Source organism: Phenylobacterium sp. (assembly GCF_030698145.1).
Classification (GTDB): Bacteria; Pseudomonadota; Alphaproteobacteria; order Caulobacterales; family Caulobacteraceae; genus Phenylobacterium.
On record NZ_JAUYNW010000146.1, the window covers coordinates 13514 to 36407 of the forward strand.

A 22894-nucleotide genomic window follows, 5' to 3' on the forward strand; every position below is an offset into this window, starting at 1 on the left:
TAAGGCACGCCGAACAGGCGTTTTATTTTCATGCGGAAGGGGATGGCATGGGCGATACGGCGAAAGTGAGCTTTGACGGGAAGACCGTCGAGCTGCCGATCCTGAGGGGCACCGATGGCCCGGCGGTCGTGGATATCCGAAAGCTCTACGCCGAAGCCGACGTCTTCACCTACGACCCGGGCTTCACCTCCACGGCGTCGTGCGAGAGCAAGATCACCTTCATCGACGGCGATGCGGGGGTCCTCCTCCACCGCGGCTATCCGATCGACCAGCTGGCCGAGCAATCGAGCTTTCTGGAGGTCTGCTATCTCCTGCTGAACGGCGAACTGCCGAACGCCAAGGAGTTCGAGAAGTTCAACCACAACATCACCTATCACACGATGCTGCATGAGCAGTTCGATAGGTTTTTCATGGGCTTCCGTCGGGACGCCCACCCGATGGCGATCATGGTCGGCGCCGTCGGCGCCCTGTCGGCCTTCTATCACGACAGCACCAATGTGGATGATCCCGAGCAGCGGATGATCTCGTCGCACCGGCTGATCGCCAAGATGCCGACGATCGCCGCGCGCGCCTTCAAGTACTTCCGTGGCCAGCCCTTCGTGCACCCGCGCAACGACCTCTCCTACTCGGAGAACTTCTTGCGCATGTGCTTCTCAGTGCCTGCCGAGGACTGGAAGCCCAACCCGGTCCTGACCCGCGCCATGGACCGCATCTTCATCCTGCACGCCGATCACGAGCAGAATGCGTCAACCTCGACCGTCCGCCTGGCCGGTTCGTCGGGGGCCAACCCGTTCGCCTGCATCGCGGCCGGCATCGCCTGCCTCTGGGGCCCCAGCCATGGCGGCGCCAACGAAGAGGCGCTGAACATGCTCAAGGAGATCGGCACCGTCGATCGCATTCCCGAGTATGTCCAGGGCGTGAAGGATCGCCGCTATCGGCTGATGGGCTTCGGCCACCGGGTCTACAAGAACTACGATCCGCGCGCGACCGTGATGCAGAAGACCTGCCACGAGGTCTTGGCCGAGGTGGGCAACACCGACGACCCGCTGCTGAAGGTCGCCATGGAGCTCGAAAAGGTCGCCCTGAGCGATCCGTACTTCGTCGAACGCAAACTCTATCCGAACGTCGACTTCTACTCGGGCATCACCCTGCGCGCCCTGGGCTTCCCGCCCGAGATGTTCACCGTGCTGTTCGCCCTGGCCCGCACCGTGGGCTGGATCTCGCAGTGGAAGGAAATGATCGAGGATCCGTCGCAGAAGATCGGCCGCCCGCGGCAGATCTACACCGGCGCTCCCGCCCGCGACTACACGGCGGTCGACAAGCGCTAAGCGCGTTGCGCCAAGAGCTTTAGAACGGCCTCCGCGGCGGCCTCCGAGGGATCGGGGCCGCCGCGACCCATTTTGTCGAGCGCCGCGTACTGGGCCTCGATCTGCAGGTAGCGCATGCCGGGCACGTCCAGCCGCTCGGCCACGGCCTGGGCCAGGGCCTCGCCATTGCAGGCGTCCTGCATGAATTCCGGCGCCACGAAGTCCTCGGCGGCGATGTTGAACAGCGTGATGTAGGGCGGCTTGAACATCCGCTTCAGCACGGCATAGGTGAAGGCGCCCAGGCGGTAGCCCACCACCATCGGCACGCCGGCCAGGGCCAGTTCCATCGTCACGGTGCCCGAACACGCCAAGGCGACCGTGGCGGCCTTCATGGCGTCCAGCTTGGCGTCTTCGCCCTCGACGATCAGCGCCCAGCCGCCGGCCTGGGCCTTCACCGCCTCGGCGACGGTGGGCGCGGCCGGGATCACCACGGCGAGGTCGGGCCGCTGCGCCTTCAAGCGCGCCACCGCGTCGGCGAAGGCCGGCAGGACACGGGCGATCTCGCTGGGGCGGCTGCCCGGCAGCACCAAGAGGACGGGCGCATCGGGCGCGATCCCCAGGTCATCGCGCAAGCGCGCGCCGTCGGCGCCGCTGAAATCCACATTGAGCGCCGAGTTGCCGACGAAGGTCACCGGCAGGCCCTCGGCCTCGAAGTACGGCGCGTCAAACCTGTGGATCGAGAGCAGGTGGTCGACGGTGGCGGCCAGGGTCTTGGCGCGGCCCGGCCGGGTCGCCCAGACCTGCGGTCCCACATACTTCACGATCGGCAGGTCCGGCCACCGGGCCTTCAGCCCCTGGGCGACGCGCAGGGTGAAGCCCCAGGAGTCGATCAGGATGGCCACGTCGGGCTTTTCGCGCTCGGCCAGGGCGATGGTGTCCTTGACCCGGGCGACCACCCGACGATAGGCCAGAAGGCCCTCCAGCAGGCCCAGGATCGATATTTCGGCCATGTCAAAGGGGCTCTGGACCCCTTCCGCCGCCATCTTTGCGCCGCCGACGCCGACGAAACGCGCCTGGCCGCCCAGCCTGCGCCGCAAGGCCTGGGCCAGGCCCGCCCCGCGGTCGTCCCCGGAGGCCTCTCCGGCCACCAGCATGACGCACAGCGGCTGGGTCACGGCGTGTCCGGCGGCTCCACGCCGATCACGAAGAGGCCGAGCTCATCGGCCAGTTCGATCACCGCCTCGCGGTCGAGGACCAGGAGGCGTCCGGTTTCACCGGCGATGCCCGCCAGGCCCGCCTCAGCGGCGCGCCGGATGGTGTTGAGGCCGATGGTAGGCAGGTCGATGCGGGTTTCCTGGATGGGCTTGGGCGCCTTGGCGAGCACCCCGCGCGGGGCGTCCGGCGCGCCGCGTACGGCCGGCGACAGATGCGCCACCCGGCCCAGCATGGCGTCGGTGCCCTCCTGCGCCTCGACGGCCAGCACCAGGCCGTCGCAGACGACGGCCCCCTGCCCCACGTCCAGGCGGCCGATCTCGCGGGCCACGTGCAGGGCCTGTTGCACGTCTATCATCTGCTCTTCGGTGGGTGTGACCGCGCCCAGGGGTCCGGCAGGAAGGGTCAGGTCGCCCATCACCTCGTGAGCGCCCTCGACAGCGAAGCCTTCCTTCTCGAACTCGCCCATCAGGGCGCGCAGAAGGGCGTCGTCGCCCTTCCGGGCCGCCGCGATCACCGCCGGCAAAGCCAGCAGGCCGCGCATGTCGGGCGCCAGATTGCGGAAATCGGGGCGGTCGACGTTACCGACCAAGGTCACGGCGCGGCATCCCGCTCGCTTCAGCGCCTTGAAGCACTTGCCGAGCTCGGCCACGCCGATGTCGGCGCCGGGAAAGCGGGCGATCTCCGCGCCCGCGAAACCCTTCAGGCGCACAATGAAAAAGGGCCGGCCCGCCTGCTGGCAGTGTTCGGCGATCTCGACCGGAAGGGTCCCGCCGCCAGCGATCAGTCCAAGCTTCTGCATGGAGGCCAGCCTAGACCTCGCGTTCGGGCAAGCACAGGGGGCGACTTGCGTCGGCGCGGATGAAGTCGATGATCTCCATCACCTCCGGCGAGTCCGAATAGGTCTCCTCCGTGTCGTCGAGGCGCTCCTGGAAGGTGCCTTCGTCGGCGAACATCATGCGGTAGGCCGCGCGCATGGTGTTGATGGTCTCGCGGCTGAAGCCGCGGCGCTTCAGGCCCACCAGGTTCAGGCCCTCGAGGTGGGCGTGGTTGCCCCAGACCGAGCCGTAGGGGATGACGTCCTTCACGACCGCCGCCAGGCCGCCGATCATCGCGTGGCGGCCGATGCGGATGCGCTGGTGCACCGCGGCCAGGCCGCCCAGGATCACGAAGTCGCCGACCTCGCAGTGACCGCCCAGGGTCGCCTGTTTGGTCAGGATCACATTGTCGCCGACCATGCAGTCGTGGCCGATGTGGCACTCGATCATGTAGAGGCCGTCGGATCCGATTTGGGTCAGGCCGCCGCCGCCCACCGTCCCGGTGTTCATCGTCGAATGTTCGCGGATCAGGTTGCGGTCGCCGATCACCAGGCGAGTCGGTTCGCCCTGATAGGCCGTGTGCTGCGGCGGTCCGCCCAGCACCGCGAACGGATAGACTACGTTGTCGACGCCGATCTGGGTGTGGCCATCGATCACCACGTGGGAGACCAGCCTGACCCGCGCGCCCAGCTTCACGTTGGGCCCGACGGTGCAGAACGGCCCGATGCTCACCCCGTCGGCCAGCTCGGCCTTGGGATCGACGATGGCGGTGGGATGGACGTCGATGCTCACGGGGTCTCCACCAGCATGGCGGCGAACTCGCACTCGGCGGCGGTCTTGTCCCCCACCAGCGCCTTGCCCTCGAACTTGAACAGTCCGCCGCGGGCGCGCACGACGCGCACGTTCATGCGCAGCACGTCGCCGGGCCGCACCGGCGCGCGGAACCGGCAATTGTCCAGCGAGGTGAAGAAGATGGTCTTTCCCGCACGATCGACATTCAGCGACTTCGACATCAGCACCGCCCCGGTCTGGGCCATGGCCTCGACGATCAGGACGCCCGGCATGACCGCGTAGTCGGGAAAATGACCCTGGAAATAGGGCTCGTTGATGGTGACGCACTTGATGCCGACGATGGATTCGCTCGGCCGGTACTCCTCGGCCCGGTCCACCAGCAGAAACGGATAGCGATGCGGGATCCGCGCCAGGATCTCGGTGATGTCGATGGAGGTCTGCGCCTCGACGACGGTGGCCTCGCTCATGTGTCAGATCCTTTGCGGCCGCCGGACGACTTTGCGATCCAGGCGACTTCGCGCATCCATTTGCGGAACGGCTTGGCGGGAACGCCGCCCCAGGTCTCGCCGGCCGGCACGTCGCGGAACACGCCCGCGGCCGCGGCGATCTGGGCCCGGTCGCCGATGTTGACGTGGTCGGCCACGCCGGCGCGTCCGCCAAAGGCGACACCGTCGCCGATCGTGACGCTGCCGGAGATGCCGGTATAGGCGGCCATGACGCAGTTTCGTCCCACGCGCACGTTGTGGGCGATGTGGACCTGGTTGTCGATCTTGGTGTTCTCGCCGACCACGGTGTCGTCGAAGGCGCCTCGATCGACGCAGCTATTGGCGCCGATGGTGACGCCATCTTGCAGAATGGCCCGGCCCAACTGCGGCACGTCGATCACCCCGGTGACCGACCCCGTCGCCCCGAAACCCGGTTCGCCGATCCTCGCGCCCGCCAGGATGCGCACCCGGTCGCCCAGCAGGGCGAAGCCGACGCTGGCGTTGGCGCCGATCAGGCAGTCGCGGCCGATGGCGACGCCGGGGCCGATCACGGCGTTCGCCCCGATCTGGGTTCCGCGGCCGATCCGGGCCCCGGGCCCGATGACCACGCCGGGAGACAGGAGCACCCCCTCCTCCAGGACCGCATCGCGCGACACGGCCTCCCCATCGCCGTGGATGCGGGGACGATGCAGTCGTTCGGCGGCCATGGCGTAGGCGGCGTGCGGCGTCGGCGTCACCAGGATCGCGCAGCCCGCCGGAACGAGATCGGCGTTGGCGGCCGAGATGAAGACCGCGCTGGCGCGGGTTTGCGCCAGGGCTTCGCCGTACTTGCGATCGGTCAGGAAGGTGACGGTGTCGGCCTGGGCCTGGGCCAGGATCGCCACGGCGGCGATCGCGCGCTGGGCATGGCCTTCGTCGGCGAGCTTGGCGCCCGCCACCGCGGCCAGTTCGGCCAGGGTGACGGGTCCAAGGTCTTCAAAGAATCGCGGGTCGGGCATCGAAATCCTTCGGCTCGACCCGGGTCTAACGCGAGTCGCGGCCTACCGGCGGACGGCGGGAGTTTGCGCGGCGGGCGAAGCCTGGTCCAGGCGCTCGCGGTCGAAGTTGAACTGGGTTATCTTGGCGTTGAGCGCGGTGACCACCGGGCCCGAGATGTCCATGGCCGGATTGGCGATGACCACGGCGTCGCGGGTCAGCAGCAGGCTGCATTGGCGTTGCTGATAGACCTGACGGATGATCGGATCGAGCTCCTGGCCGACGCGGCCAAGCGCCTTCTGCTGGGTGGCCTGGAGCTCGCGTTCACGAAGCTGGGCCTTGCGCTGGAAGGCGTTGCCCTTGACCTGCAGAGCCGCGGCGCGGGTCTCGAAGGTGTTCTGGTCCAGGGTGGCTCGCTGGCCCTCGAGGGTCTTGGCCTCGGTCTGCAGGGCCGTGTCCTCGGCCTTCAGCTCGGCCTGCACCTGGGTGGCGATCTGCTGGAGACGGGTCTGGACATACTTGCCGACGGTCGAGGCGCCGATGACGCCTTCCAGCGCAACGATGCAATGTCCCGGCAGGGCCGGGCCATGGGAAACCGTCGGCGCGGCGGCCGCGGCCGCGGGCGCCGGCGCGGCGGCCTGGGCGAACGCGGCGCTGGAGGCGGACGCGGCGATGGCGGCGACACAGGTCGCCGCGACGAGGGCTTTGATCGTCATGAGTGGAATTAGAACCTAGTTGAGGTGGAAAACCGGAAGGTTTCGGTCTTGTCGTAGTTCTCTTTGGCCAAAACTTGGCTGAAGTCGAAACGAATCGGACCCATCGGCGAACGCCAATGGATCGAAAGGCCCGCCGTGGCCCGCAAGGACAGGTCATCGACGATCAAAGGATCGCGAGTTCCGGGGGGATACGGCAGGTTGGTGACCGGGTTGATGGCGCCGACCTGATAGTTCTTGTCGGCCTCGTCCAGCAGGCCCAGCGTCCCGAAGTCGGTGAACACAGCGGCCTTGATGCCGTACTGCTCCGGCAGGAACGTCGGCACGGTCAGCTCCACCGAACCGATGGCGTAGGCGCGGCCGCCCAGGGCGTCCGTCCGGTTCAGATTGGTGTCGCGCGGGCCGATGCCGGCGGTCTCGAAGCCGCGGAAGTTGTTGCCGCCCTTGTAGAAGCGGTCGTTGATCCGGATCGTGTCGTCGCTCCAGCCGGTGATGTAACCGCCCGAGCCGGTGACGCTGAGGACGAAGGTCTTGTTGAACCCGTGATACCAGCCGGCGGTCGCTTCGGTGCGCAGGTAGTTCACGTCGCCGCCGACCCCGGCCAGGTCCTGGGACACGTCGAAGCGGAAGCCCCGGGTCGGATTGATCGGATCGTTCCGGCGATCATAGAGGTAGGTGTAGCCGACTAGCGAAGTGATGAACTTACCGCGCTGGGCGCAGAGCGACAGCGAGACAAGGCCGGCGCTGCAGAGCGAGTTGTCGATCTGCACGTCGTCGCTGCGCAGCGTGTAGCGTGTCGACATCCGTGACGAGACCGTCAACGGGAAGGCGAAGCGGATATTGCCGCCGAGCGTGGCCGTGTCGTAGGCGGAGAATTCCGAATAGTCGTTGCGATAGTAGTAGAGGTCGACGCCCGCCCCGAGGTCCCGGCCCAGGAAGCGTGGCTCGGTGAAGCCGAAGTCGACCTGCTGGCGCAGCGAGCCCACGGAGACACGGGCCCGCACGCTCTGGCCGCGGCCGCGGAAGTTGCGTTCGGTGATGCCCAGGTCCAGCACGAGCTGGTCGACCGACGAGTAGCCGGCGCTGAACGAAAGCTCGCCCGTGGGCTGCTCCTCGACCTTGACCTGCAGTCCGGTGCGGTCCGGCGCCGAGCCAGGGACTTCCTCGATATCGACTTCCTTGAAGAAGCCGAGCGCGCGGATGTTGTTCTTCGACCGGTCAACCAGGGCGCGGTTGTAGGCGTCGCCCTCGACCAGGTTCAGCTCGCGGCGGATGACATAGTCCAGGGTGCGGGTGTTGCCGGTGACGTCGATGCGCTCGACATAGACCCGCGGGCCCTCGCGGACGTTGAAGACTACGTCGACGGTGTTGTTGACCTTGTTGGGCGCATAGCGCGGACGCACGTCCACCGCGGCGAAGCCGGCCGCGCCGGCCGCGAAGGTCAGGGCGTCGGTCGCCTGCTCGATCTTCTCGTCCTGATAGGCCTCGCCGGGCGAGATCGGTACGAGCTGCTGCAACACGTCCTTGTCGAGCTTCTGCAGCTCGGTCTCGACGGTGATCTTGCCGAACTTGTACTCCACGCCCTCCTCGAGGGTGTAGGTGATCACGAACCCGTTCTTGTCCGGCGCCAGCTCGGCGATCGCCGAGATCACGCGGAAGTCGTAGAATCCGCGATTGCGGTAGTGCTTGCGCAGCTGCTCCTTGTCGTACTCAAGCCGGTCGGGGTCGTAGTTGGCGTTCGATGAGAAGAATTTGTACCAGCTGGTCTGCTCGGTCACGACCACGTCGCGCAGGTCGTTGTCGGAGAACTCGCTGTTGCCCAGGAAGTTGACGCGCAGCACGCCGCTCTTGGGGCCCTCGTCGATCTCGAAGATCAGGTCGACGCGCTTTTGCGGCAGTTCGACGATCTTGGGCGTGACCGTCGCCGAGATGCGGCCGGACCGGCGATAGAGTTCGACGATGCGCTGGACATCCTGCTGGACCTTGGCGCGGGTGAAGATGCCGCGCGGGCGCACGGTGACCTCGTCGCGCAGCTTCTCTTCCTTCAGGCCCGAATTACCCTCGAACACCACCTTGTTGATGATCGGGTTCTCGACGACCGTGACGATCATGTCGGCGCCCTGCAGCTCGATGCGGACATCGGCGAACAGGTCGGTGCGGAAGAGGGTCTTCAGCGCCAGGTCGGCCTTGGCCGGATCCAGGATCTCGCCCGGCTGGATCGGAAGGTAGGACAGCACGGTCGACTGCTCGATCCGCTCATTGCCGCGGACGATGATCCGTTGGACCACGCCGGACTGCTGGCCCTGGGCCTGGGCCACGGCGAGCGTCGGGACGACAAGCGCGGTCGAGCCCATCAAGAGGGCAAGTCCGGAGGCGAGCGCGGCGCCGTGGGCGCGGGTTCTTTGCATCGTTTAAGCCGTTAGCGGAAAAGGGCGGGTCAGGAGAAGACGCCGCCGAGGATTTTGAACACACGCAGCTGTTGCAGATCGTTCCAGGTGGCGAACAACATCAATCCCAACAGCAGCGCAAGGCCCACCCGGTAGCCCGCGGCCTGAACCTTGGCGGCCAGGGGCCGGCGGGCTATGGCCTCGTAGGCGTAGAACAGCAGGTGACCCCCGTCCAGGACGGGGACCGGCAACAGGTTCATGAAGCCGATGCTCACCGAGACGAAGGCCGCGAGTTGCAGGAGATTGACCGCGCTGCCCAGCAGCATCGCACCGGGGGTGGAGGCGCCCTCGGCGCCGGCCTGGGCGACCTTGCCGGAGATTCGCGCGATTCCCAGCGGGCCGCTGAGCTGGTCGGCCGAGACCTGCCCGGTGACCATGCGGCCCAGATAGTAGACCGTCGTGCCGAGCGTGCTCCATGTGCGCTCCACCCCGCCGCCCAGGGCCTCGATCGGCGTGTAGCGGATGTGGATGACGTCGCTCGGCTTCTGGGCCGGCTCGAAGCCCAGCACGCCCATCCGGCGCTCGCCGGCGATCGGGTCGGAGCGAAGCTGCCACTCAGGCGTCGCCTTCAACGTGACCTCGCGGCCGCGGCGCTCGACGACGAGCTCCATGGGCACATTGGCGCGAACCTGGATGATGGTGCTGAGTTGGTTGAAGGTCTCGATCCGCTGGCCGGCCGCCGAGACGATCAGGTCGTCGGCCAGCAGGCCCGCGCGCGCGGCCGGGCTGTCAGGCACGACGCGACCCACCTTGGCCGGCAGGGCCTCGGAGCCGAACGCCATCAGCAGGGCGGCGAACAGGGTAATCGCCAGGACGAAATTCGCCAGGGGGCCGGCGGCGGTGACGATGGCGCGCTGCCAGACCGGCTTGAAATGGAAATAGCGCTGAAGCGCCTCTGAGCCCTCGCGGCGCACCACGTCCGCCCGGAGGCTCTCCAGGCTCTCGTGATCGGGCAGGCTGGCGGCGTTCTCGTCGCCGGAGAAGCGCACATAGCCGCCCAGCGGGATCCAGCCCAGGCGCCACTCGACGCCGGACTTGTCCTTCCAGACCGCCAGGGCCCGGCCGAAACCGATGGAGAACTGGTCGATGGCCACGCCGAACGCCTTGGCCGCCAGGAAGTGGCCCAGTTCGTGGATCGTCACCACCAGGCCGAGGACCAGCAGGAACGGAACGATGAAGGTCAGGGAGGTGAGGACGAAATCGATCACGGCGGGGTGCTCCTCAGCGGCCTAGACCGGCCACGACCTCGGCCGCCACGCGGCGGGCGGTCGCATCGATGTGCCGGGCCTGTTCCAGCGCGTCTCCCGAGAGGCCCGTCATCAGTCCCTTCCCGTCCACCCGGTCCAGGGTCTTGGCCACCGTGGCGGCAATATCGAGAAACCCGATCTGACGGTCAAGGAAGGCGGCCACGGCGACCTCGTTGGCGGCGTTCATCACCGCGGGCGCGGCCCCACCGGCCGCCAATGCTTCTTTCGCGATCTTCAAGGCGGGAAAGCGGCGCAGGTCGGGTTCTTCGAAAGTTAGTTGGCCCGCAGCGGCCAGGTCGAGTTTCGGCGCGGGCCACGGGAGACGGTCGGGCCAGGCGAAGGCGCAGGCGATCGGCGTGCGCATGTCCGGCGGCCCGAGCTGCGCCAGGGTCGAGCCGTCGGCGTACTCCACCAGGCTGTGGATGATCGATTGCGGATGGATCAGCACGTCGACCCGCTCGGCGGGCATGGAGAACAGGTAGGCCGCCTCGATCATCTCGAGGCCCTTGTTCATCATGGTCGCCGAGTCGACTGAGATCTTCACGCCCATGTCCCAGCGCGGATGGGCCACCGCCTGTTCCGGGGTGGCGTGCTCCATCTGGCCGATCGACCAGGACAGGAACGGGCCGCCGGACGCGGTCAGGATCAGGCGCGAGACGTGCTGGGCGTTCATCGGGTCCAGCACCTGGAAGATCGCCGAATGCTCGGAGTCCACCGGGATCACCGCCCCGCCGGCCAGCTTGGCGGTGCGCAGCAGCGAGGGGCCGGCGCAGACCAGGCTCTCCTTGTTGGCCAGGGCCACGACCGCGCCCGCCTTGACGGCAGAGAGGGTCGGCGGCAGGCCCGCGAAGCCCACGATGGCCGACATCACCCATTGGGCGTCGGCGCCCGCGGCCTCGGCCACGGCGTTCCCGCCGGCTGCGGCCTCGATTCCGGAGCCCTTGAGGCGGTCGCGAAGCTCGTCGAGGCGGGTTTCATCCTCGATCACCGCCAGCCTGGGCCGCCAGCGCAGCGCCTGCTCTGCTAGGCGCTCGACATTGCGCCCAGCGGTCAGGGCCTCGAACTCGACCTCGGCCCGCGCCTTGTCGAACAGGTCCAGGGTCGAGACCCCGACCGAGCCCGTGGAGCCCAACACGCTGACACGCCGCGGCAAGGTCAATTCGCCCACCCCCAGTGATTGATGAGGCGGGCCGCCGCCAGGACCACGACGGCGAACATCAGGCCATCGACCCGGTCCAGCAGGCCGCCATGGCCCGGGATCAGGTCGCCCGAGTCTTTCACGCCGAACCGGCGCTTGAGCATGGACTCCCAGAGGTCGCCGGCCATGGTCGCCAGGCCCGCGATGAACCCGATCAGGGCCCCGGCCTGCAGGCTGAGCACGATGTCGCTGAACGCGGCCATGGCGACCCCGGCCAGGGCCGCGGCGATCAGGCCGCCGACGAAGCCGGACCAGGTCTTGTTGGGCGAGAAGCGCGGCCAGAGCTTGGGGCCCTTGAGCGCGCTGCCGACCGCGAAGGCGGCGATGTCGGCGGCCCAGGCCACGGCGAACAGCAGCAGCGTCCACTGGCGGCCTTCCGGCATCCCGCGCAGCCAGACCAGGCAGACGATCGGGATAGCCAGGTAGATCACGCCATAGGCGGCGTTGGCCGGCCGTTCGGAGACCCCGCGCGCCACCAGGGCCGAGGCCGCCGCGCCGATCGCCAGGGCGCCCCAGGCCAGGGTCATCTGATGTTGATAGGCCAGGAAGGTCCCGGCCAGGATCGCCACCGTCAACGCCGCCGATACCCTGATGGGCGCGTTCGGGGCGGTCATGGCGCCCCACTCGATGCACAGCAGGGCGACCGCCACGGCGATCAGGACGAGGAACAGCCACCGCACGTCGTCGGCGAACCACACCGCGCCCAGCGCGGCGGGGACAAGCACGGCGGCCGAGGCCACGCGTACGCCCAGATTGGACCAGTCGAAGGTCCTAGCCCGTGGCAAGGACATCATCGGCGACGGCTCCGCCGTATCGCCGCTCGCGTTTCTGGAACTCCGCGATCCCCTCGGCGAGGTGTTGCGGCGTGAAGTCAGGCCAGAGCACGTCGGGGAACACGAACTCGGAATAGGCCGACTCCCAAAGCAGGAAGTTGGACAGCCGCTGTTCGCCGCTCGTACGGATCACCAGGTCAGGCGACGGCAGGCCGCCGGTGGAGAGCCGGGCTTCGAACAGGGAGTCGGTAATGTCCTGCGGCGCGATCCGGCCCGCGGCGACCTCGGCGGCCAGGGCGCGGGCGGCGTCGACGATGTCGGCGCGGCCGCCATAGTTGAAGGCCACCTGCAGGAAGAACTTGTCGTTATGGGCGGTCTGTTTCTCGGCGCGCTCGACGATCTCGGCCACGTCGGGCGGCAGGCCCTCGCGGCGGCCCAGGATGCGGATCTTGACCCCCTCGCGCACCAGCTTCTCGAGGTCGGAGTTCACATAGAGCTTCAGCAGCCGCATGACCTCTGCCACCTCGCCGGCCGGCCGGCGCCAGTTCTCCGTGGAGAAGGCGTAGAGGGTCAGCCAGCGCACGCCCTGGTCGGGGGCGGCTTCCACGACCTTGCGGATCGCCTCCACCCCCTTGGGATGGCCTACCTGGCGCGGCAGGCCGCGGCGCTTGGCCCAGCGCCCGTTGCCATCCATGACGATCGCAACATGCAGAGGGGCGTCTGGCGCGCCCTTCGGCTGCTCATTCTCGGCGATAGCCATGGAGTTCCCGTTCGTCCTTCAACCAGACCGCGGACGATCAAACCTGCATGATCTCTTGTTCTTTGGTTTTCAAGGCTTCGTCCACCCGCTTCACCGCCTCGTCGGTGAACTTCTGGACCTCGGCCTCCATCTTGCGATGTTCGTCCTGGTTGATGGCGCTGTCCTTCTCCGCCTTCTTCAGGTCGTCGTTGGCGTCGCGGCGCACGTTGCGGATGGCCACCTTCTGCTGTTCGGCGTACTTGCCCGCAAGTTTGGCCAGGTCCCGGCGGCGCTCCTCGGTGAGCGGCGGAATGGGGATGCGCAGGTTCTGGCCGTCGACGACGGGGTTGAAGCCCAGACCCGCATTGCGGATGGCCTTCTCGACCGAAACCACCAGGCCCTTGTCCCAGATGCTGACGCTGATCGAGCGTGGCTCGGGCACGCTCACCGAGCCCACCTGGCTGATCGGCACGGTCGAGCCGTAGGCGTCGACCATCACCTGGTCGAGCAGGCCGGCCGAGGCGCGGCCGGTCCGAAGCGAGGCGAACTCGTCCTTGAGGGCGAGAATCGCCTTGTCCATGCGGTCCTTGTACCTCGCAAGGACGGGCTTTTCCGCAGTCGCCATGGGGCTTTCTCCCGATCTTCTCGTTTGAGTCGCGTGGTTCAGGCGATGGTCGTGAAGACGCCCTGCCCCTGCAAGACCTTCATGAAATTGCCCCGTTCGCGGATCGAGAACACCACGATCGGTACGTTGTTGTCGCGCATCAGGGCGATGGCAGAGGCGTCCATCACCCGCAGGTCCTTGGCCAGGACCTCCTGATAGCTGAGCGTCTCGTAGCGCTGGGCGCTAGGATCCTTCTTGGGGTCGGCGGTGTAGACGCCGTCGACGCTGGTGCCCTTGAACAAGGCGTCGCACCCCATCTCGGCCGTGCGCAGGGCCGCGGGGGTGTCGGTGGTGAAGAACGGGGCGCCCAGGCCGGCGGCGAAGATCACCACCCTGCCCTTTTCCAGGTGCCGCAGCGCCCGGCGGCGGATGTAGGGCTCGCATACCGCCTCCATCGGGATGGCCGACTGGACGCGGGTATAGACCCCGACCTTCTCCAGAGCGCCTTGCAGGGCCAGGGCGTTCATCACCGTGGCCAGCATGCCCATATAGTCGGCGCTGGCGCGATCCATGCCCTTTCCCGCCAGCGAGACGCCGCGGAAGATGTTGCCGCCGCCGACCACCAGGCAGAGCTCGACGCCGGCGTCGACCACTTCCTTGATGTCCTCGGCCACCGCCTCGATGGTCTTAGTGTCGATCCCGAAGAGCGCATCGCCCATCAGGACCTCGCCCGACATCTTCAAGAGGATCTTCTTGTAGCGGGGCTTGGGTTCGGGCATCGGCGGCATCCGGAGAATCTTAGGCGGTACTTACATAAACCAAGGGCGTGGTGCGCGTCGAACGCACCACGCCCCCGTCGGTTCTTTTTAGTCTTGGATCAGGCCTGACCGGTCATCGACGCGACTTCGGCGGCGAAGTCGTCGACCTTCTTTTCCACGCCTTCACCGAGGGCGAAGCGCACGAAGCCCTTCACCGAGACCGGCGAACCGGTCTGCTTGGCGGTTTCGGCCAGCAGTTCCTCGATGGTCTGATCCGGGTTCATGACGAAGGGCTGCTTCAGGAGCACCACTTCTTCCTGCCACTTGCGGATCCGGCCCTCGATCATCTTTTCCACGACGCCGATCGGCTTGCCCGATTCCAGCGCCTGGTCGGTAAGGAACTTCTTTTCCTTCTCGACGGCGGCGGGATCGAGGTCGGCCTCGGTGAGCGCCAGCGGCGGGGTCGGGGTGCCGGCCACGTGCAGGGCGATCTTGCGGCCGACATCCTTCAGCACCGCCTGGTCGCCGGCGCCCTCGAGAGCCACCAGCACGCCGAGGCGGCCGACGCCGTCACCCTGCGCGTTGTGCAGGTAGAGGGCCACCGCGCCCTGGGCCACCGAGAGGCGGGCCGAACGGCGCAGGCGCATGTTCTCGCCGATGGTCGCGATCAGGTTGGTGATCACGTCGCCGACGACTTCGCCCTTGGCGGTCTTGGCCGCCACGATGGCGTCCACGCCCTCCACATCCAGGGCCACCGTCGCGAAGTCGCGCGCGGCGGTCTGGAAGGTGTCGTTCTTGGACACGAAGTCCGTCTCGGCGTTCAGCTCAACCAGCACGCCGGTCTTGCCGTCGTCGCTGAGCTTGCCGGCCACCAGGCCCTCGGCCGCGGCGCGATCGGACTTCTTGGCGGCCTTCGAGAGGCCCTTGGTGCGCAGCCAGTCGATCGAGGCTTCGACGTCGCCGTCGTTCTCCTGCAACGCCTTCTTGCAGTCCATCATGCCCGCGCCGGACTTCTCGCGCAGGTCCTTGACGAGCAAAGCGGTGATTTCCGCCATGGTCAGCTCCTGTATCTAAAATGGGTCGGCGAGGCCCGCATAGGGCCTCGCCGTGATCGTTTCATGTCGGACGGCGAGCGCTGGCGCTCGACCGGCCTATTCCTGCGTCGCGGTCGGGTCAGCCGCCGGGGCTTCCGCCGCGGTGGTCTCCGGTTCCGGCGCCGGGGCCTCGGCCATGGTCAGTTCCGGTTGCGGTTCCGCGGCAGGCGCCGGGGCCGGAGTCAGCTCTCGAGCCAGGGTCGGCTCGATCGGGGCCACCGAGGCGCCCAGGTCGACGCCGGCGGCCGATTGGCCGGCGGCCAGACCGTCGAGCACCGAGTCGGCGAGCAGGTCGCAATAGAGCTGGATGGCGCGCGCGGCGTCATCGTTGCCCGGGATCGGATAGGTGATGCCGTCCGGATTGCAGTTGGTGTCCAGGATGGCGATGACCGGGATGTTCAGCTTGCGGGCTTCCTGGATCGCGATCGCTTCCTTGTTGGTGTCGATCACGAACATCAGGTCGGGAATGCCGCCCATGTCCTTGATGCCGCCCAGCGACAGCTCCAGCTTGTCCCGCTCGCGGGTCATCTGCAGCAGTTCCTTCTTGGAGCGGCCGACGCTGCCGTCGCCTTCCAGCAGGCCTTCCAGCTCGCGCAGGCGGGCGATCGAACCCGAGACGGTGCGCCAGTTGGTGAGCGTGCCGCCCAGCCAACGGTGGTTCACATAGTACTGGGCCGAGCGCTTGGCGGCGACGGCAACGGGCTCGGAGGCCTGGCGCTTGGTGCCGACGAACAGCACGCGACCGCCGGAGGCGGCGACTTCGCGCACCTTCACCAGGGCCTGGTGCAGCAGCGGGATCGACTGCGAGAGATCGATGATGTGGATGTTCGACCGCGAACCGAAGATGTAGCGGTCCATCTTCGGGTTCCAGCGGTGGGTCTGGTGACCGAAGTGCGCGCCAGCTTCCAGGAGCTGACGCATGGAGAATTCAGGAAGCGCCATACGCTTTTAAGTCCTTTTTCCGGTTAACCGCCGCAGGCAAACCCCCCGAGTTGGGGACCGGAATGGATATGGCGGGATGTCTCCCCGTCATCGCCAAACACCTGCGTGTGGAATGAGGCGGGGATGTAGGGACAAAGCGCAGGAAAAGCAAGCCTCTCCGGGTTCGCAGCGGTCACAAGCCCTTGCAAGCTTGGCTGTTGATGTGCACTCTTAGGTGGATTTGGAGTGCGACATGAAACCCATTGTAGTGTTCGGTCTGGGCCTGACGGTCCTCGCCGCCGGCGGCTTCGGATCCTCGGGCGGAACCATGAAGGATAAGCCCGGAACCTGGGGCGCCTATCGGGCGCCGGCCGCGCCACGGCTGGGCGCGCCGCCCGCGGCCGCGCCGAACCCCTATTCTCCTCGACCCGTCGCGCCGGCCGCCGCGCCGTTCCGGCCTTATCAGGGGACCTCGACCTATTCCAACCGGGGCGGCGTCAACGCCTATCCCAGCGCGCCCAAGCCCAAGGGCTATATCAGTCCGTACGGCAAGCCTTGAACCCAACGCCCGCCTATTGGTGGACCGCCTCCAGGCGGTGGCCGTCAGGATCGGTCACGAAGGCCGCGTAGTAGCTCGGCCCATAGGCCGGCCGGAGCCCAGGTCCACCGCGGTCGGTTCCCCCGGCGGCCAGGGCCGCGGCGTGGAACGCGTCGACCGAGGCCCGGTCCGGCGCGTCGAAGGCCAGATGGAATCCAGGCCCGGGCGGACGGGCGTCGGCATGTGGGAACAGGTTGAGCTTCTCGCCCTCCCCCGGCCGGCCATAGCCCAAGCCCTTGGGATCGTCCCACAGCCGGATCCAGCCGAACGGACGCAGGACCTCGTCATAGAAGGCTCCGGCGCGGACCAGGTCCTTAACCCCGAAAGACAGGTGGCCCAGCACGGGCCTAGAGGTCCTCGACGAAGACCACGCCGGGCGAGGTCTTCAGCGCTCCGCGCACGGCCCCATCCAGGGTGAAGCGTCCGGGCAACTTCACCTCCACCTCGCGGCCCCCTTCGACCGCGGCCACCAGGATGATCTCGCCGCCCCGAGGATTGACCACGCCCTCCAGGCGCCGCTTCAGCGCCTCGATCTCCGCGCTGCGGGGGGCCAGGTGCACGCGAAGGCCGGCGACGGCGTTCTCCACGGCCTTGTCCACCGGCTCGGCGTCGTCGCCGAAGAACCGCACCTCGCCGTCCTTGGCCTTGGCGCGGACCTTGATCGCCACGGCCTTGCCGGGTTCCAGCAGGTCGCGGCACTTGCGCAGGGCTTCGGGCGGGAACAGCACCTCGTACTCGCCGGTCGGGTCCGACAGGGTCACGAAGGCGAACTTCTCGCCTGACGACTGCGAGGCGCGCTCCTGCTTGCGGCGCACCACGCCGGCCATGCGGAAGGCTTCGGCCCCAGCCTCGGCCTTGGGGATCACGTCGGCCAGCAGGTCCGTGCGCCGCCGGCGCAGGGCCTCGACCATGTCGTCAAGCGGGTGACCAGAGAGGTAGAAGCCGACCGCCGCCAGTTCCTCGTCCAGGCGCTGGACCGGCGTCCACTGCTCCATCTTGGGCAAGCGCGGCCGCTGGGCCTCGACCTGGTCGCCGCCGAACAGCGAGGCCTGCGAGGACGCCCGGTCGGCGGCCATGCTCTGGCCATGGCCGGACAGGACGTCGGCGGCGGCCAGGATCTGGGCGCGGTTGGGATGCAGGCTGTCGAAGGCGCCGGCCCGCGCCATGGTCTCGAAGGCGCGCTTGTTGACCTGCTTGGGATCGACCCGCTCGGCGAAGTCGAACAGGTCGCGGAACGGCCCGCCTTCCCGACGCACGGCCACCACATGCTCCATGGCCTGCAGACCCAGATTGCGGATTCCGCCCAGGGCATAGAGCACCTCGCCGTTCTCCACCTCGAAGTCGGCGCCCGAGCGGTTCACGTCGGGGGCGTGCATCTTCACCCCGAAGCGCTTGGCGTCCTGGTAGAAGACCGCCAGCTTTTCGGTGTTGGAGATATCGAGGCTCATGGAGGCGGCGAAGAACTCCGCCGGCGTGTTGGCCTTCAGCCAGGCGGTCTGATAGCCGATCAGGGCGTAGGGTGCGGCGTGCGACTTGTTGAAGCCGTAGCCCGAGAACTTGGCCATCAGCTCGAACAGAGTCTCGGCCAGGTCCTTGGGCACGCCGCGCTCGGCGGCGCCGGTGGCGAAACGGACCCGCTGCTGGTCCATCTCCTCCTTCTTCTTCTTGCCCATCGCGCGCCGCAGGAGATCGGCCTCGCCCAGGCTGTAGCCCGCCATGATGCGGGCGATGTTCATCACCTGCTCCTGGTAGACGATCACCCCGTAGGTGTCGGTAAGCACCGGCTCCAGCAGGGGGTGATAGACGTTCAGCGGCTTGCGGCCGGCCTTGCAGTCCACATAGGCCGGGATCGAATCCATCGGGCCGGGCCGATAGAGCGAGATCAGCGCCGTGACCTCTTCCAGCGAATTGGGCCGGAGCTGGCGCAGGGTGTCGCGCATGCCCTGGCCTTCCAACTGGAACACCCCGACCGTCTGGCCCGAGGCCATCAGCTCGTAGGACTTGGCGTCGTCCAGCGGCAGTTGCTCGAGGGGGAAGTCCGCGCCGCGCTTGGCCAGGTGCTTCATGGCCCGGTCGATCACGGTCAGCGTCTTCAGGCCCAGGAAGTCGAACTTCACCAGGCCCGCGCTCTCGACCCACTTCATGTTGAACTGGGTGGCGGGGAACTCCGACCTCGGATCGCGGTAGAGCGGGGACAGCTCGGTCAGCGGGCGGTCGGCGATCACCACGCCGGCGGCGTGGGTCGAGGCGTTGCGGTAGAGGCCTTCGAGCTGCAGGGCCACATCGAGAAGCTGGGCGACGGCCTCGTCGTCCTCCTTGGCCTGCTGCAGGCGCGGCTCGATCTCGATGGCCTTGGCGAGCGTCACCGGATTGGCGGGGTTGGCCGGCACCATCTTGGCCAGCCGGTCCACCTGGCCAAGCGGAAGCTGCAGCACCCGGCCGACATCGCGCAGCACGGCGCGGGCCTGCAGGGTGCCGAAGGTGATGATCTGGGCGACCCGGTCGCGGCCATAGTGCTGCTGCACATAGCCGATCACCTCTTCGCGCCGCTCCTGGCAGAAGTCGATGTCGAAGTCGGGCATGGAGACCCGCTCGGGGTTCAGGAACCGTTCGAAGATCAGCCCGTAGCGGATCGGGTCCAGGCCGGTGATCAGCAACGACCAGGCCACCAGCGAACCGGCGCCGGACCCCCGCCCCGGCCCCACGGGAATGCCCTGGGCCACGGCCCATTTCATGAAGTCCGAGACGATCAGGAAGTAGCCCGAGAAGCCCATGGACTGGATGACGCCGATCTCGCGCTCCAGCCGCTGCCAGTAGACGTCCTCGTCCTGCGACAGCTTGTGGCCGACCAGGCGTTTGCGCAGCCCCTCGCGGGCCTGTTCGGCCAGTTCCTCGGCCTCGGTGCGCCCGCCCACCGTGGGGAACCGCGGCAGGATCGGGTCGCGCTTCTTGACCATGAAGGCGCAGCGCCGGGCGATGTCGAGGGTGTTGTCGCAAGCCTCCGGCAGGTCGGCGAACAGGGCCCGCATGGTCTCGACGGTCTTGAAATAGTGCTCGGGCGTGACCCGCCTGCGTTCTTCCTGGCTGATGAAGGCGCCGTCGGCGATGCACAGCAGCGCCTCGTGGGCGGCGTACATCTCCTGCTTGGCGAAATAGACGTCGTTGGTGGCGACCAGCGGCACGTCGTTTTCATAGGCGAAGGCCACCAGTTCGGGCTCCGCCGCGGCCTGAGCCGCCATGCCGTGACGCTGGAGCTCCACATAGAACCGGTCGCCGAAGACCCTCGCCATCTCGGCGAGGGCCGCCTTGCCCTCGGGGGCCTTGCCCTGGGCGAACAGCGGATCGACCGGACCGTCGACGCCGCCCGAGAGCAGGATCAGGCCCTCCGCGTGGCGCGCGACCATCTCCCAGGACACCGAGACGTCCTCGGTCCCGTCGGCCTGCAAATAGGCGGCTGAGGACAGCTCGCTGAGATTGAGATAGCCCCGCTCGCTCTGGGCGAGCAGCAGGATGGTGGGGACCTTCGACCAGCGGTCGGTCTGGCCGCCGCCGATCCCGGTCACCGGCAGGGTGCAGCCGACGATCGGCTGGACGCCCGTCTCCTTGGTGATGACGGAGAACTCCAGCGCCCCGAACAGGTTGGCCCGGTCGGTCAGGGCCACGGCCGGCATCTCGGCCTTGGCGGCGAGCTCGCCGATCTTCTCGGCCTTGATCGCGCCTTCCAGCAACGAATAGGCCGAGCGGACCCGCAGGTGGACGAAGCCCTCGTTCACCGCGTCGCTCACCCAGAAACCTCCGTCTGCTAGGCCGCCAGTTGGGCCACGGCGCACATCATCCAGACAAACCCCGCCACCGACACAAAGGCCAGTGATTCCCGAGCCAAACGAACCATGTGCGACGCCCCTGCTGTGGATGTTCTGTGAATGTTCTTATTCTTGCTTTGTTCTCATCCGTCAAGAGCCTAAGTTGGATGGGGCTCTACCCCCACTTCCGTTCATCCCCGCACCTGTTCCTCGAGCCGGCCGTCCTTCAGCGCGACCACGCGGTCCATGTGGCGGGCCAGTTCCAGATTGTGGGTGGCCACTAGGGCCGCGACCCCGGTCTTGCGCGCCAGCTCGTAGAGGCTCTCGAACACCGCCGCGGAGGTGGCGGGGTCGAGGTTGCCGGTGGGTTCGTCGGCCAGCAGCAGGCGCGGCGCGTTGGCGAGCGCACGGGCGATGGCCACCCGCTGCTGCTCGCCGCCGGACATCTGGGCCGGCTGATGGTCGACCCGCTCGCCGAGGCCCAGGCCGGTCAGCAGCTCCAGGGCCCGCGCACGCGCGGCCTTGCGCGATCGGCCGGCGATCATCTGCGGCAGGGCGACATTGTCCAGGGCGGTGAACTCGGCCAGCAGATGGTGGGCCTGATAGACGAAGCCGATGGCGGCCAGCCGCACGCGGGTGCGCTGGCGGTCGCTGAGGTCGGAACAGTCGCGGCCCTCGATGTGGATCTCGCCGGCGTCGGGATGCTCCAGCAGGCCCGCGGCGTGGAGCAGGGACGACTTGCCCGACCCCGACGGCCCGATCAGGCCGACGATCTCGCCGGGCTTCACGTCCAGGTCGGCGCCGTCGAGCACGGTCAGCGTGCGGTCGCCGCTCTTGTAGGTGCGACGCAGGCCGCGGATGGAGAGGACGGGATCACTCATAGCGAAGCGCCTCCACCGGATCGAGACGCGACGCCCGCCAAGCCGGCGGCAAGGTGGCCAGGAACGACATGGCCAGGGCCCAGAAGGTGATCACGCCGACCTCCCGCCAGTCGATCTTGGCCGGGATGCGGCTGAGGAAATAGATGTCGGAGGAGAACACCTGGGCGCCGGTGATCCATTCCACGGCCTGTTGGATCTCGCCGATGAAGATGCAGAACAGCGAGCCGATCAGCAGGCCGGCCAGGGTGCCCAGCACGCCCACGGCCGCGCCGGCCATGAAGAAGATGCGCAGGATCGACCCCTGCCCCGCCCCCATGGTGCGCAGGATGGCGATGTCGCGGCCCTTGTTCTTCACCAGCATGACCAGGCCCGAGATGATGTTCATGGCCGCGATGGCCACCAGCATCATCAGGATCAGCCGCATGACATTGCGTTCGACCTTGAGCGCCCCCCAATAGGAAGCGTTCTTCTCGGTCCAGTCGGTCAGCAGGGCCGCGGGTCCAGCCGCCTTGGCCAGTGCGGGCTTCATGGCGACGGCTTCGTCGGGGTCCTGCAGCTTGATCTCGACATAGTCGAGACCGGTCTCGCGGCCGAAGAACAGCTGGGCCTGTTCCAGGGGCATGTAGATGAAGGCCTGATCGTACTCGCTCATGCCCACGGTGAAGGTGCCCGCCACGGTGTAGGTCTTGCGCAGCGGCGTGCCGCCGAAGGCCGTCGCCCCGCCGGTGGGCGAGACCAGGCTGAGCGCGTCGCCCGGCTGCACGCCCAGGGTCTGGGCCAGACGGTCGCCGACCAGGATCAGGTCGCCGCCGTATTCACCCTCCCCGAAGCCCGCCATCGTGCCGCGGGTGATGTTCTCGGAGACGAGTTTGGTGGCCTTGAGGTCCCTGGCCGTGATGCCGCGCACGATGGCGCCGCTGATCTGACCGTTGCCGAGGGCCATGGCCTGGGCCTCGACCACGGGGGTCACCTGGATCACGCCGGGCAGGTCGGCGATGCGGCGGACCATGGCGTCGCGGTCAGGCGAGTTCAGCACGCCGCCGGAAACGTAGAGGTGACCCGAGAAGCCGAGGATCCGCGAGAGCAGCTCGGTGCGGAACCCGTTCATCACGCTCATGACGATGATCAGGACCGCCACGGCCAGCATGATGCCAACGAAGGAGATGATCGAGATCAGCGCCACCCCGCCCTGGCTGCGCTTGGCGCGCAGGTAGCGCGTCGCCACGGCGCGCTCCCACTGGCCGAAGGGCGGCGCGCGGCCGTTGGTGCTGGCGGTCATGCTCATATGTCGGAATCGCCCCGTCGAGCTCGTTCAACGGCCCTGTTAGCCATTGGTTCGCCAGCTAGGCAATGAATGCCACGAAAAGAAGGCCGCCCAGGGAGGTGGACGGCCTTCAGTTATCGGGGAAAACGCCACAGCAGTTCCGAAGAGCCGCTCTGTCTGTCACCAGGGATAGCGGGGATGGCCGCGCCCGAGGCCGGCCGAGGCGGCTCCAGGATCACCTTTGCGAAAATCGCTCAAAAACTGG

Annotated in this window: 22 protein-coding genes; 2 read left to right on the plus strand and 20 right to left on the minus strand. The window is 67.6% G+C overall.

The window, feature by feature from the left end; genetic code table 11:
• Positions 1-47 precede the first annotated feature (47 nt).
• On the plus strand, positions 48-1328 hold the full coding sequence (gltA, locus tag Q8Q77_RS20130) for a citrate synthase (RefSeq protein WP_305585821.1): 1281 nt from the start codon (positions 48-50) through the stop codon (positions 1326-1328).
• Here gltA and lpxB read toward each other — a convergent pair.
• The 15 genes from lpxB to rpsB form a co-directional block, all read right to left on the minus strand.
• Positions 1325-2482: a lipid-A-disaccharide synthase gene (lpxB, locus tag Q8Q77_RS20135; RefSeq protein ID WP_305585822.1), complete on the minus strand. Its 1158-nt coding sequence runs from the start codon at positions 2480-2482 to the stop codon at positions 1325-1327. The genes gltA and lpxB overlap by 4 nt on opposite strands.
• On the minus strand, positions 2479-3321 hold the full coding sequence (locus Q8Q77_RS20140; protein WP_305585824.1) for an LpxI family protein: 843 nt from the start codon (positions 3319-3321) through the stop codon (positions 2479-2481). Before Q8Q77_RS20140 ends, lpxB begins: the two co-directional genes overlap by 4 nt.
• A gap of 10 nt (positions 3322-3331) precedes the next feature.
• Positions 3332-4123: an acyl-ACP--UDP-N-acetylglucosamine O-acyltransferase gene (lpxA, locus tag Q8Q77_RS20145; protein WP_305585866.1), complete on the minus strand. Its 792-nt coding sequence runs from the start codon at positions 4121-4123 to the stop codon at positions 3332-3334.
• A gap of 2 nt (positions 4124-4125) precedes the next feature.
• Complete coding sequence (gene fabZ / locus Q8Q77_RS20150) at positions 4126-4596, minus strand: 3-hydroxyacyl-ACP dehydratase FabZ (protein WP_305585826.1); 471 nt, start codon at positions 4594-4596, stop codon at positions 4126-4128.
• Positions 4593-5612, minus strand: a complete 1020-nt coding sequence (gene lpxD, locus Q8Q77_RS20155; RefSeq protein WP_305585828.1) for a UDP-3-O-(3-hydroxymyristoyl)glucosamine N-acyltransferase — start codon at positions 5610-5612, stop codon at positions 4593-4595. The genes fabZ and lpxD overlap by 4 nt, the downstream gene beginning before the upstream one ends.
• Positions 5613-5654: 42 nt before the next feature.
• The gene (locus Q8Q77_RS20160; RefSeq protein WP_305585829.1) at positions 5655-6305 is read right to left on the minus strand and encodes an OmpH family outer membrane protein; all 651 of its coding nucleotides are present in this window, start codon (positions 6303-6305) and stop codon (positions 5655-5657) included.
• An 8-nt stretch (positions 6306-6313) separates the two neighbouring features.
• A complete protein-coding gene (bamA, locus tag Q8Q77_RS20165; RefSeq protein ID WP_305585831.1) occupies positions 6314-8710 on the minus strand; it encodes an outer membrane protein assembly factor BamA in 2397 nt (798 codons plus the stop codon).
• A 29-nt stretch (positions 8711-8739) separates the two neighbouring features.
• Positions 8740-9957 (minus strand): RIP metalloprotease RseP, encoded by a 1218-nt coding sequence (gene rseP, locus Q8Q77_RS20170; RefSeq protein WP_371130489.1) that lies wholly within the window; start codon positions 9955-9957, stop codon positions 8740-8742.
• A 13-nt stretch (positions 9958-9970) separates the two neighbouring features.
• Positions 9971-11164, minus strand: coding sequence for a 1-deoxy-D-xylulose-5-phosphate reductoisomerase (gene dxr, locus Q8Q77_RS20175; RefSeq protein ID WP_305585833.1), 1194 nt, complete (start codon positions 11162-11164; stop codon positions 9971-9973).
• The gene (locus tag Q8Q77_RS20180; RefSeq protein WP_305585834.1) at positions 11152-11988 is read right to left on the minus strand and encodes a phosphatidate cytidylyltransferase; all 837 of its coding nucleotides are present in this window, start codon (positions 11986-11988) and stop codon (positions 11152-11154) included. The genes dxr and Q8Q77_RS20180 overlap by 13 nt, the downstream gene beginning before the upstream one ends.
• Entirely contained in the window at positions 11966-12727 is a 762-nt protein-coding gene (locus Q8Q77_RS20185) for an isoprenyl transferase (protein WP_305585835.1), read from the minus strand. Before Q8Q77_RS20185 ends, Q8Q77_RS20180 begins: the two co-directional genes overlap by 23 nt.
• A gap of 37 nt (positions 12728-12764) precedes the next feature.
• Complete coding sequence (gene frr / locus Q8Q77_RS20190; protein WP_305585837.1) at positions 12765-13331, minus strand: ribosome recycling factor; 567 nt, start codon at positions 13329-13331, stop codon at positions 12765-12767.
• 38 nt (positions 13332-13369) lie between these two features.
• Positions 13370-14089 carry a UMP kinase gene (pyrH, locus tag Q8Q77_RS20195; RefSeq protein ID WP_371130490.1) on the minus strand — a complete coding sequence of 240 codons (720 nt, stop codon included), beginning with the start codon at positions 14087-14089 and terminating at the stop codon, positions 13370-13372.
• 98 nt (positions 14090-14187) lie between these two features.
• On the minus strand, positions 14188-15123 hold the full coding sequence (gene tsf / locus Q8Q77_RS20200) for a translation elongation factor Ts (RefSeq protein ID WP_305585841.1): 936 nt from the start codon (positions 15121-15123) through the stop codon (positions 14188-14190).
• Positions 15124-15219: 96 nt separating this feature from the next.
• A complete protein-coding gene (rpsB, locus tag Q8Q77_RS20205) occupies positions 15220-16104 on the minus strand; it encodes a 30S ribosomal protein S2 (protein ID WP_305585843.1) in 885 nt (294 codons plus the stop codon).
• A 232-nt stretch (positions 16105-16336) separates the two neighbouring features.
• Here rpsB and Q8Q77_RS20210 point away from each other — a divergent pair, with 232 nt between their 5' ends.
• Positions 16337-16642: a hypothetical protein gene (locus Q8Q77_RS20210; protein ID WP_305585845.1), complete on the plus strand. Its 306-nt coding sequence runs from the start codon at positions 16337-16339 to the stop codon at positions 16640-16642.
• Positions 16643-16655: 13 nt separating this feature from the next.
• Here the strand turns inward: Q8Q77_RS20210 and Q8Q77_RS20215 are convergent, their stop codons facing one another.
• The 5 genes from Q8Q77_RS20215 to Q8Q77_RS20230 form a co-directional block, all read right to left on the minus strand.
• Positions 16656-17024 carry a VOC family protein gene (locus Q8Q77_RS20215; protein ID WP_305585847.1) on the minus strand — a complete coding sequence of 123 codons (369 nt, stop codon included), beginning with the start codon at positions 17022-17024 and terminating at the stop codon, positions 16656-16658.
• A gap of 4 nt (positions 17025-17028) precedes the next feature.
• A complete protein-coding gene (gene dnaE / locus Q8Q77_RS20220; protein WP_305585849.1) occupies positions 17029-20466 on the minus strand; it encodes a DNA polymerase III subunit alpha in 3438 nt (1145 codons plus the stop codon).
• A gap of 17 nt (positions 20467-20483) precedes the next feature.
• A complete protein-coding gene (gene sidA / locus Q8Q77_RS20805) occupies positions 20484-20573 on the minus strand; it encodes a cell division inhibitor SidA (protein ID WP_082531887.1) in 90 nt (29 codons plus the stop codon).
• Positions 20574-20675: 102 nt separating this feature from the next.
• Positions 20676-21365 (minus strand): ABC transporter ATP-binding protein, encoded by a 690-nt coding sequence (locus tag Q8Q77_RS20225; RefSeq protein ID WP_305585851.1) that lies wholly within the window; start codon positions 21363-21365, stop codon positions 20676-20678.
• Complete coding sequence (locus Q8Q77_RS20230) at positions 21358-22644, minus strand: lipoprotein-releasing ABC transporter permease subunit (protein ID WP_371130491.1); 1287 nt, start codon at positions 22642-22644, stop codon at positions 21358-21360. Before Q8Q77_RS20230 ends, Q8Q77_RS20225 begins: the two co-directional genes overlap by 8 nt.
• Positions 22645-22894 lie beyond the last annotated feature (250 nt).

Bases quoted from the DNA above. Each gene is read 5' to 3' on its own strand.
- gltA (WP_305585821.1), top strand. From the start codon at position 48: ATGGGCGATACGGCGAAAGTGAGCTTTGACGGGAAGACCGTCGAGCTG.
- Q8Q77_RS20140 (WP_305585824.1), bottom strand. From the start codon at position 3,321: ATGCAGAAGCTTGGACTGATCGCTGGCGGCGGGACCCTTCCGGTCGAG.
- fabZ (WP_305585826.1), bottom strand. From the start codon at position 4,596: ATGAGCGAGGCCACCGTCGTCGAGGCGCAGACCTCCATCGACATCACC.
- lpxD (WP_305585828.1), bottom strand. From the start codon at position 5,612: ATGCCCGACCCGCGATTCTTTGAAGACCTTGGACCCGTCACCCTGGCC.
- Q8Q77_RS20160 (WP_305585829.1), bottom strand. From the start codon at position 6,305: ATGACGATCAAAGCCCTCGTCGCGGCGACCTGTGTCGCCGCCATCGCC.
- bamA (WP_305585831.1), bottom strand. From the start codon at position 8,710: ATGCAAAGAACCCGCGCCCACGGCGCCGCGCTCGCCTCCGGACTTGCC.
- Q8Q77_RS20180 (WP_305585834.1), bottom strand. From the start codon at position 11,988: ATGATGTCCTTGCCACGGGCTAGGACCTTCGACTGGTCCAATCTGGGC.
- Q8Q77_RS20185 (WP_305585835.1), bottom strand. From the start codon at position 12,727: ATGGCTATCGCCGAGAATGAGCAGCCGAAGGGCGCGCCAGACGCCCCT.
- frr (WP_305585837.1), bottom strand. From the start codon at position 13,331: ATGGCGACTGCGGAAAAGCCCGTCCTTGCGAGGTACAAGGACCGCATG.
- pyrH (WP_371130490.1), bottom strand. From the start codon at position 14,089: ATGCCCGAACCCAAGCCCCGCTACAAGAAGATCCTCTTGAAGATGTCG.
- tsf (WP_305585841.1), bottom strand. From the start codon at position 15,123: ATGGCGGAAATCACCGCTTTGCTCGTCAAGGACCTGCGCGAGAAGTCC.
- rpsB (WP_305585843.1), bottom strand. From the start codon at position 16,104: ATGGCGCTTCCTGAATTCTCCATGCGTCAGCTCCTGGAAGCTGGCGCG.
- Q8Q77_RS20210 (WP_305585845.1), top strand. From the start codon at position 16,337: ATGAAACCCATTGTAGTGTTCGGTCTGGGCCTGACGGTCCTCGCCGCC.
- sidA (WP_082531887.1), bottom strand. From the start codon at position 20,573: ATGGTTCGTTTGGCTCGGGAATCACTGGCCTTTGTGTCGGTGGCGGGG.
- Q8Q77_RS20225 (WP_305585851.1), bottom strand. From the start codon at position 21,365: ATGAGTGATCCCGTCCTCTCCATCCGCGGCCTGCGTCGCACCTACAAG.
- Q8Q77_RS20230 (WP_371130491.1), bottom strand. From the start codon at position 22,644: ATGACCGCCAGCACCAACGGCCGCGCGCCGCCCTTCGGCCAGTGGGAG.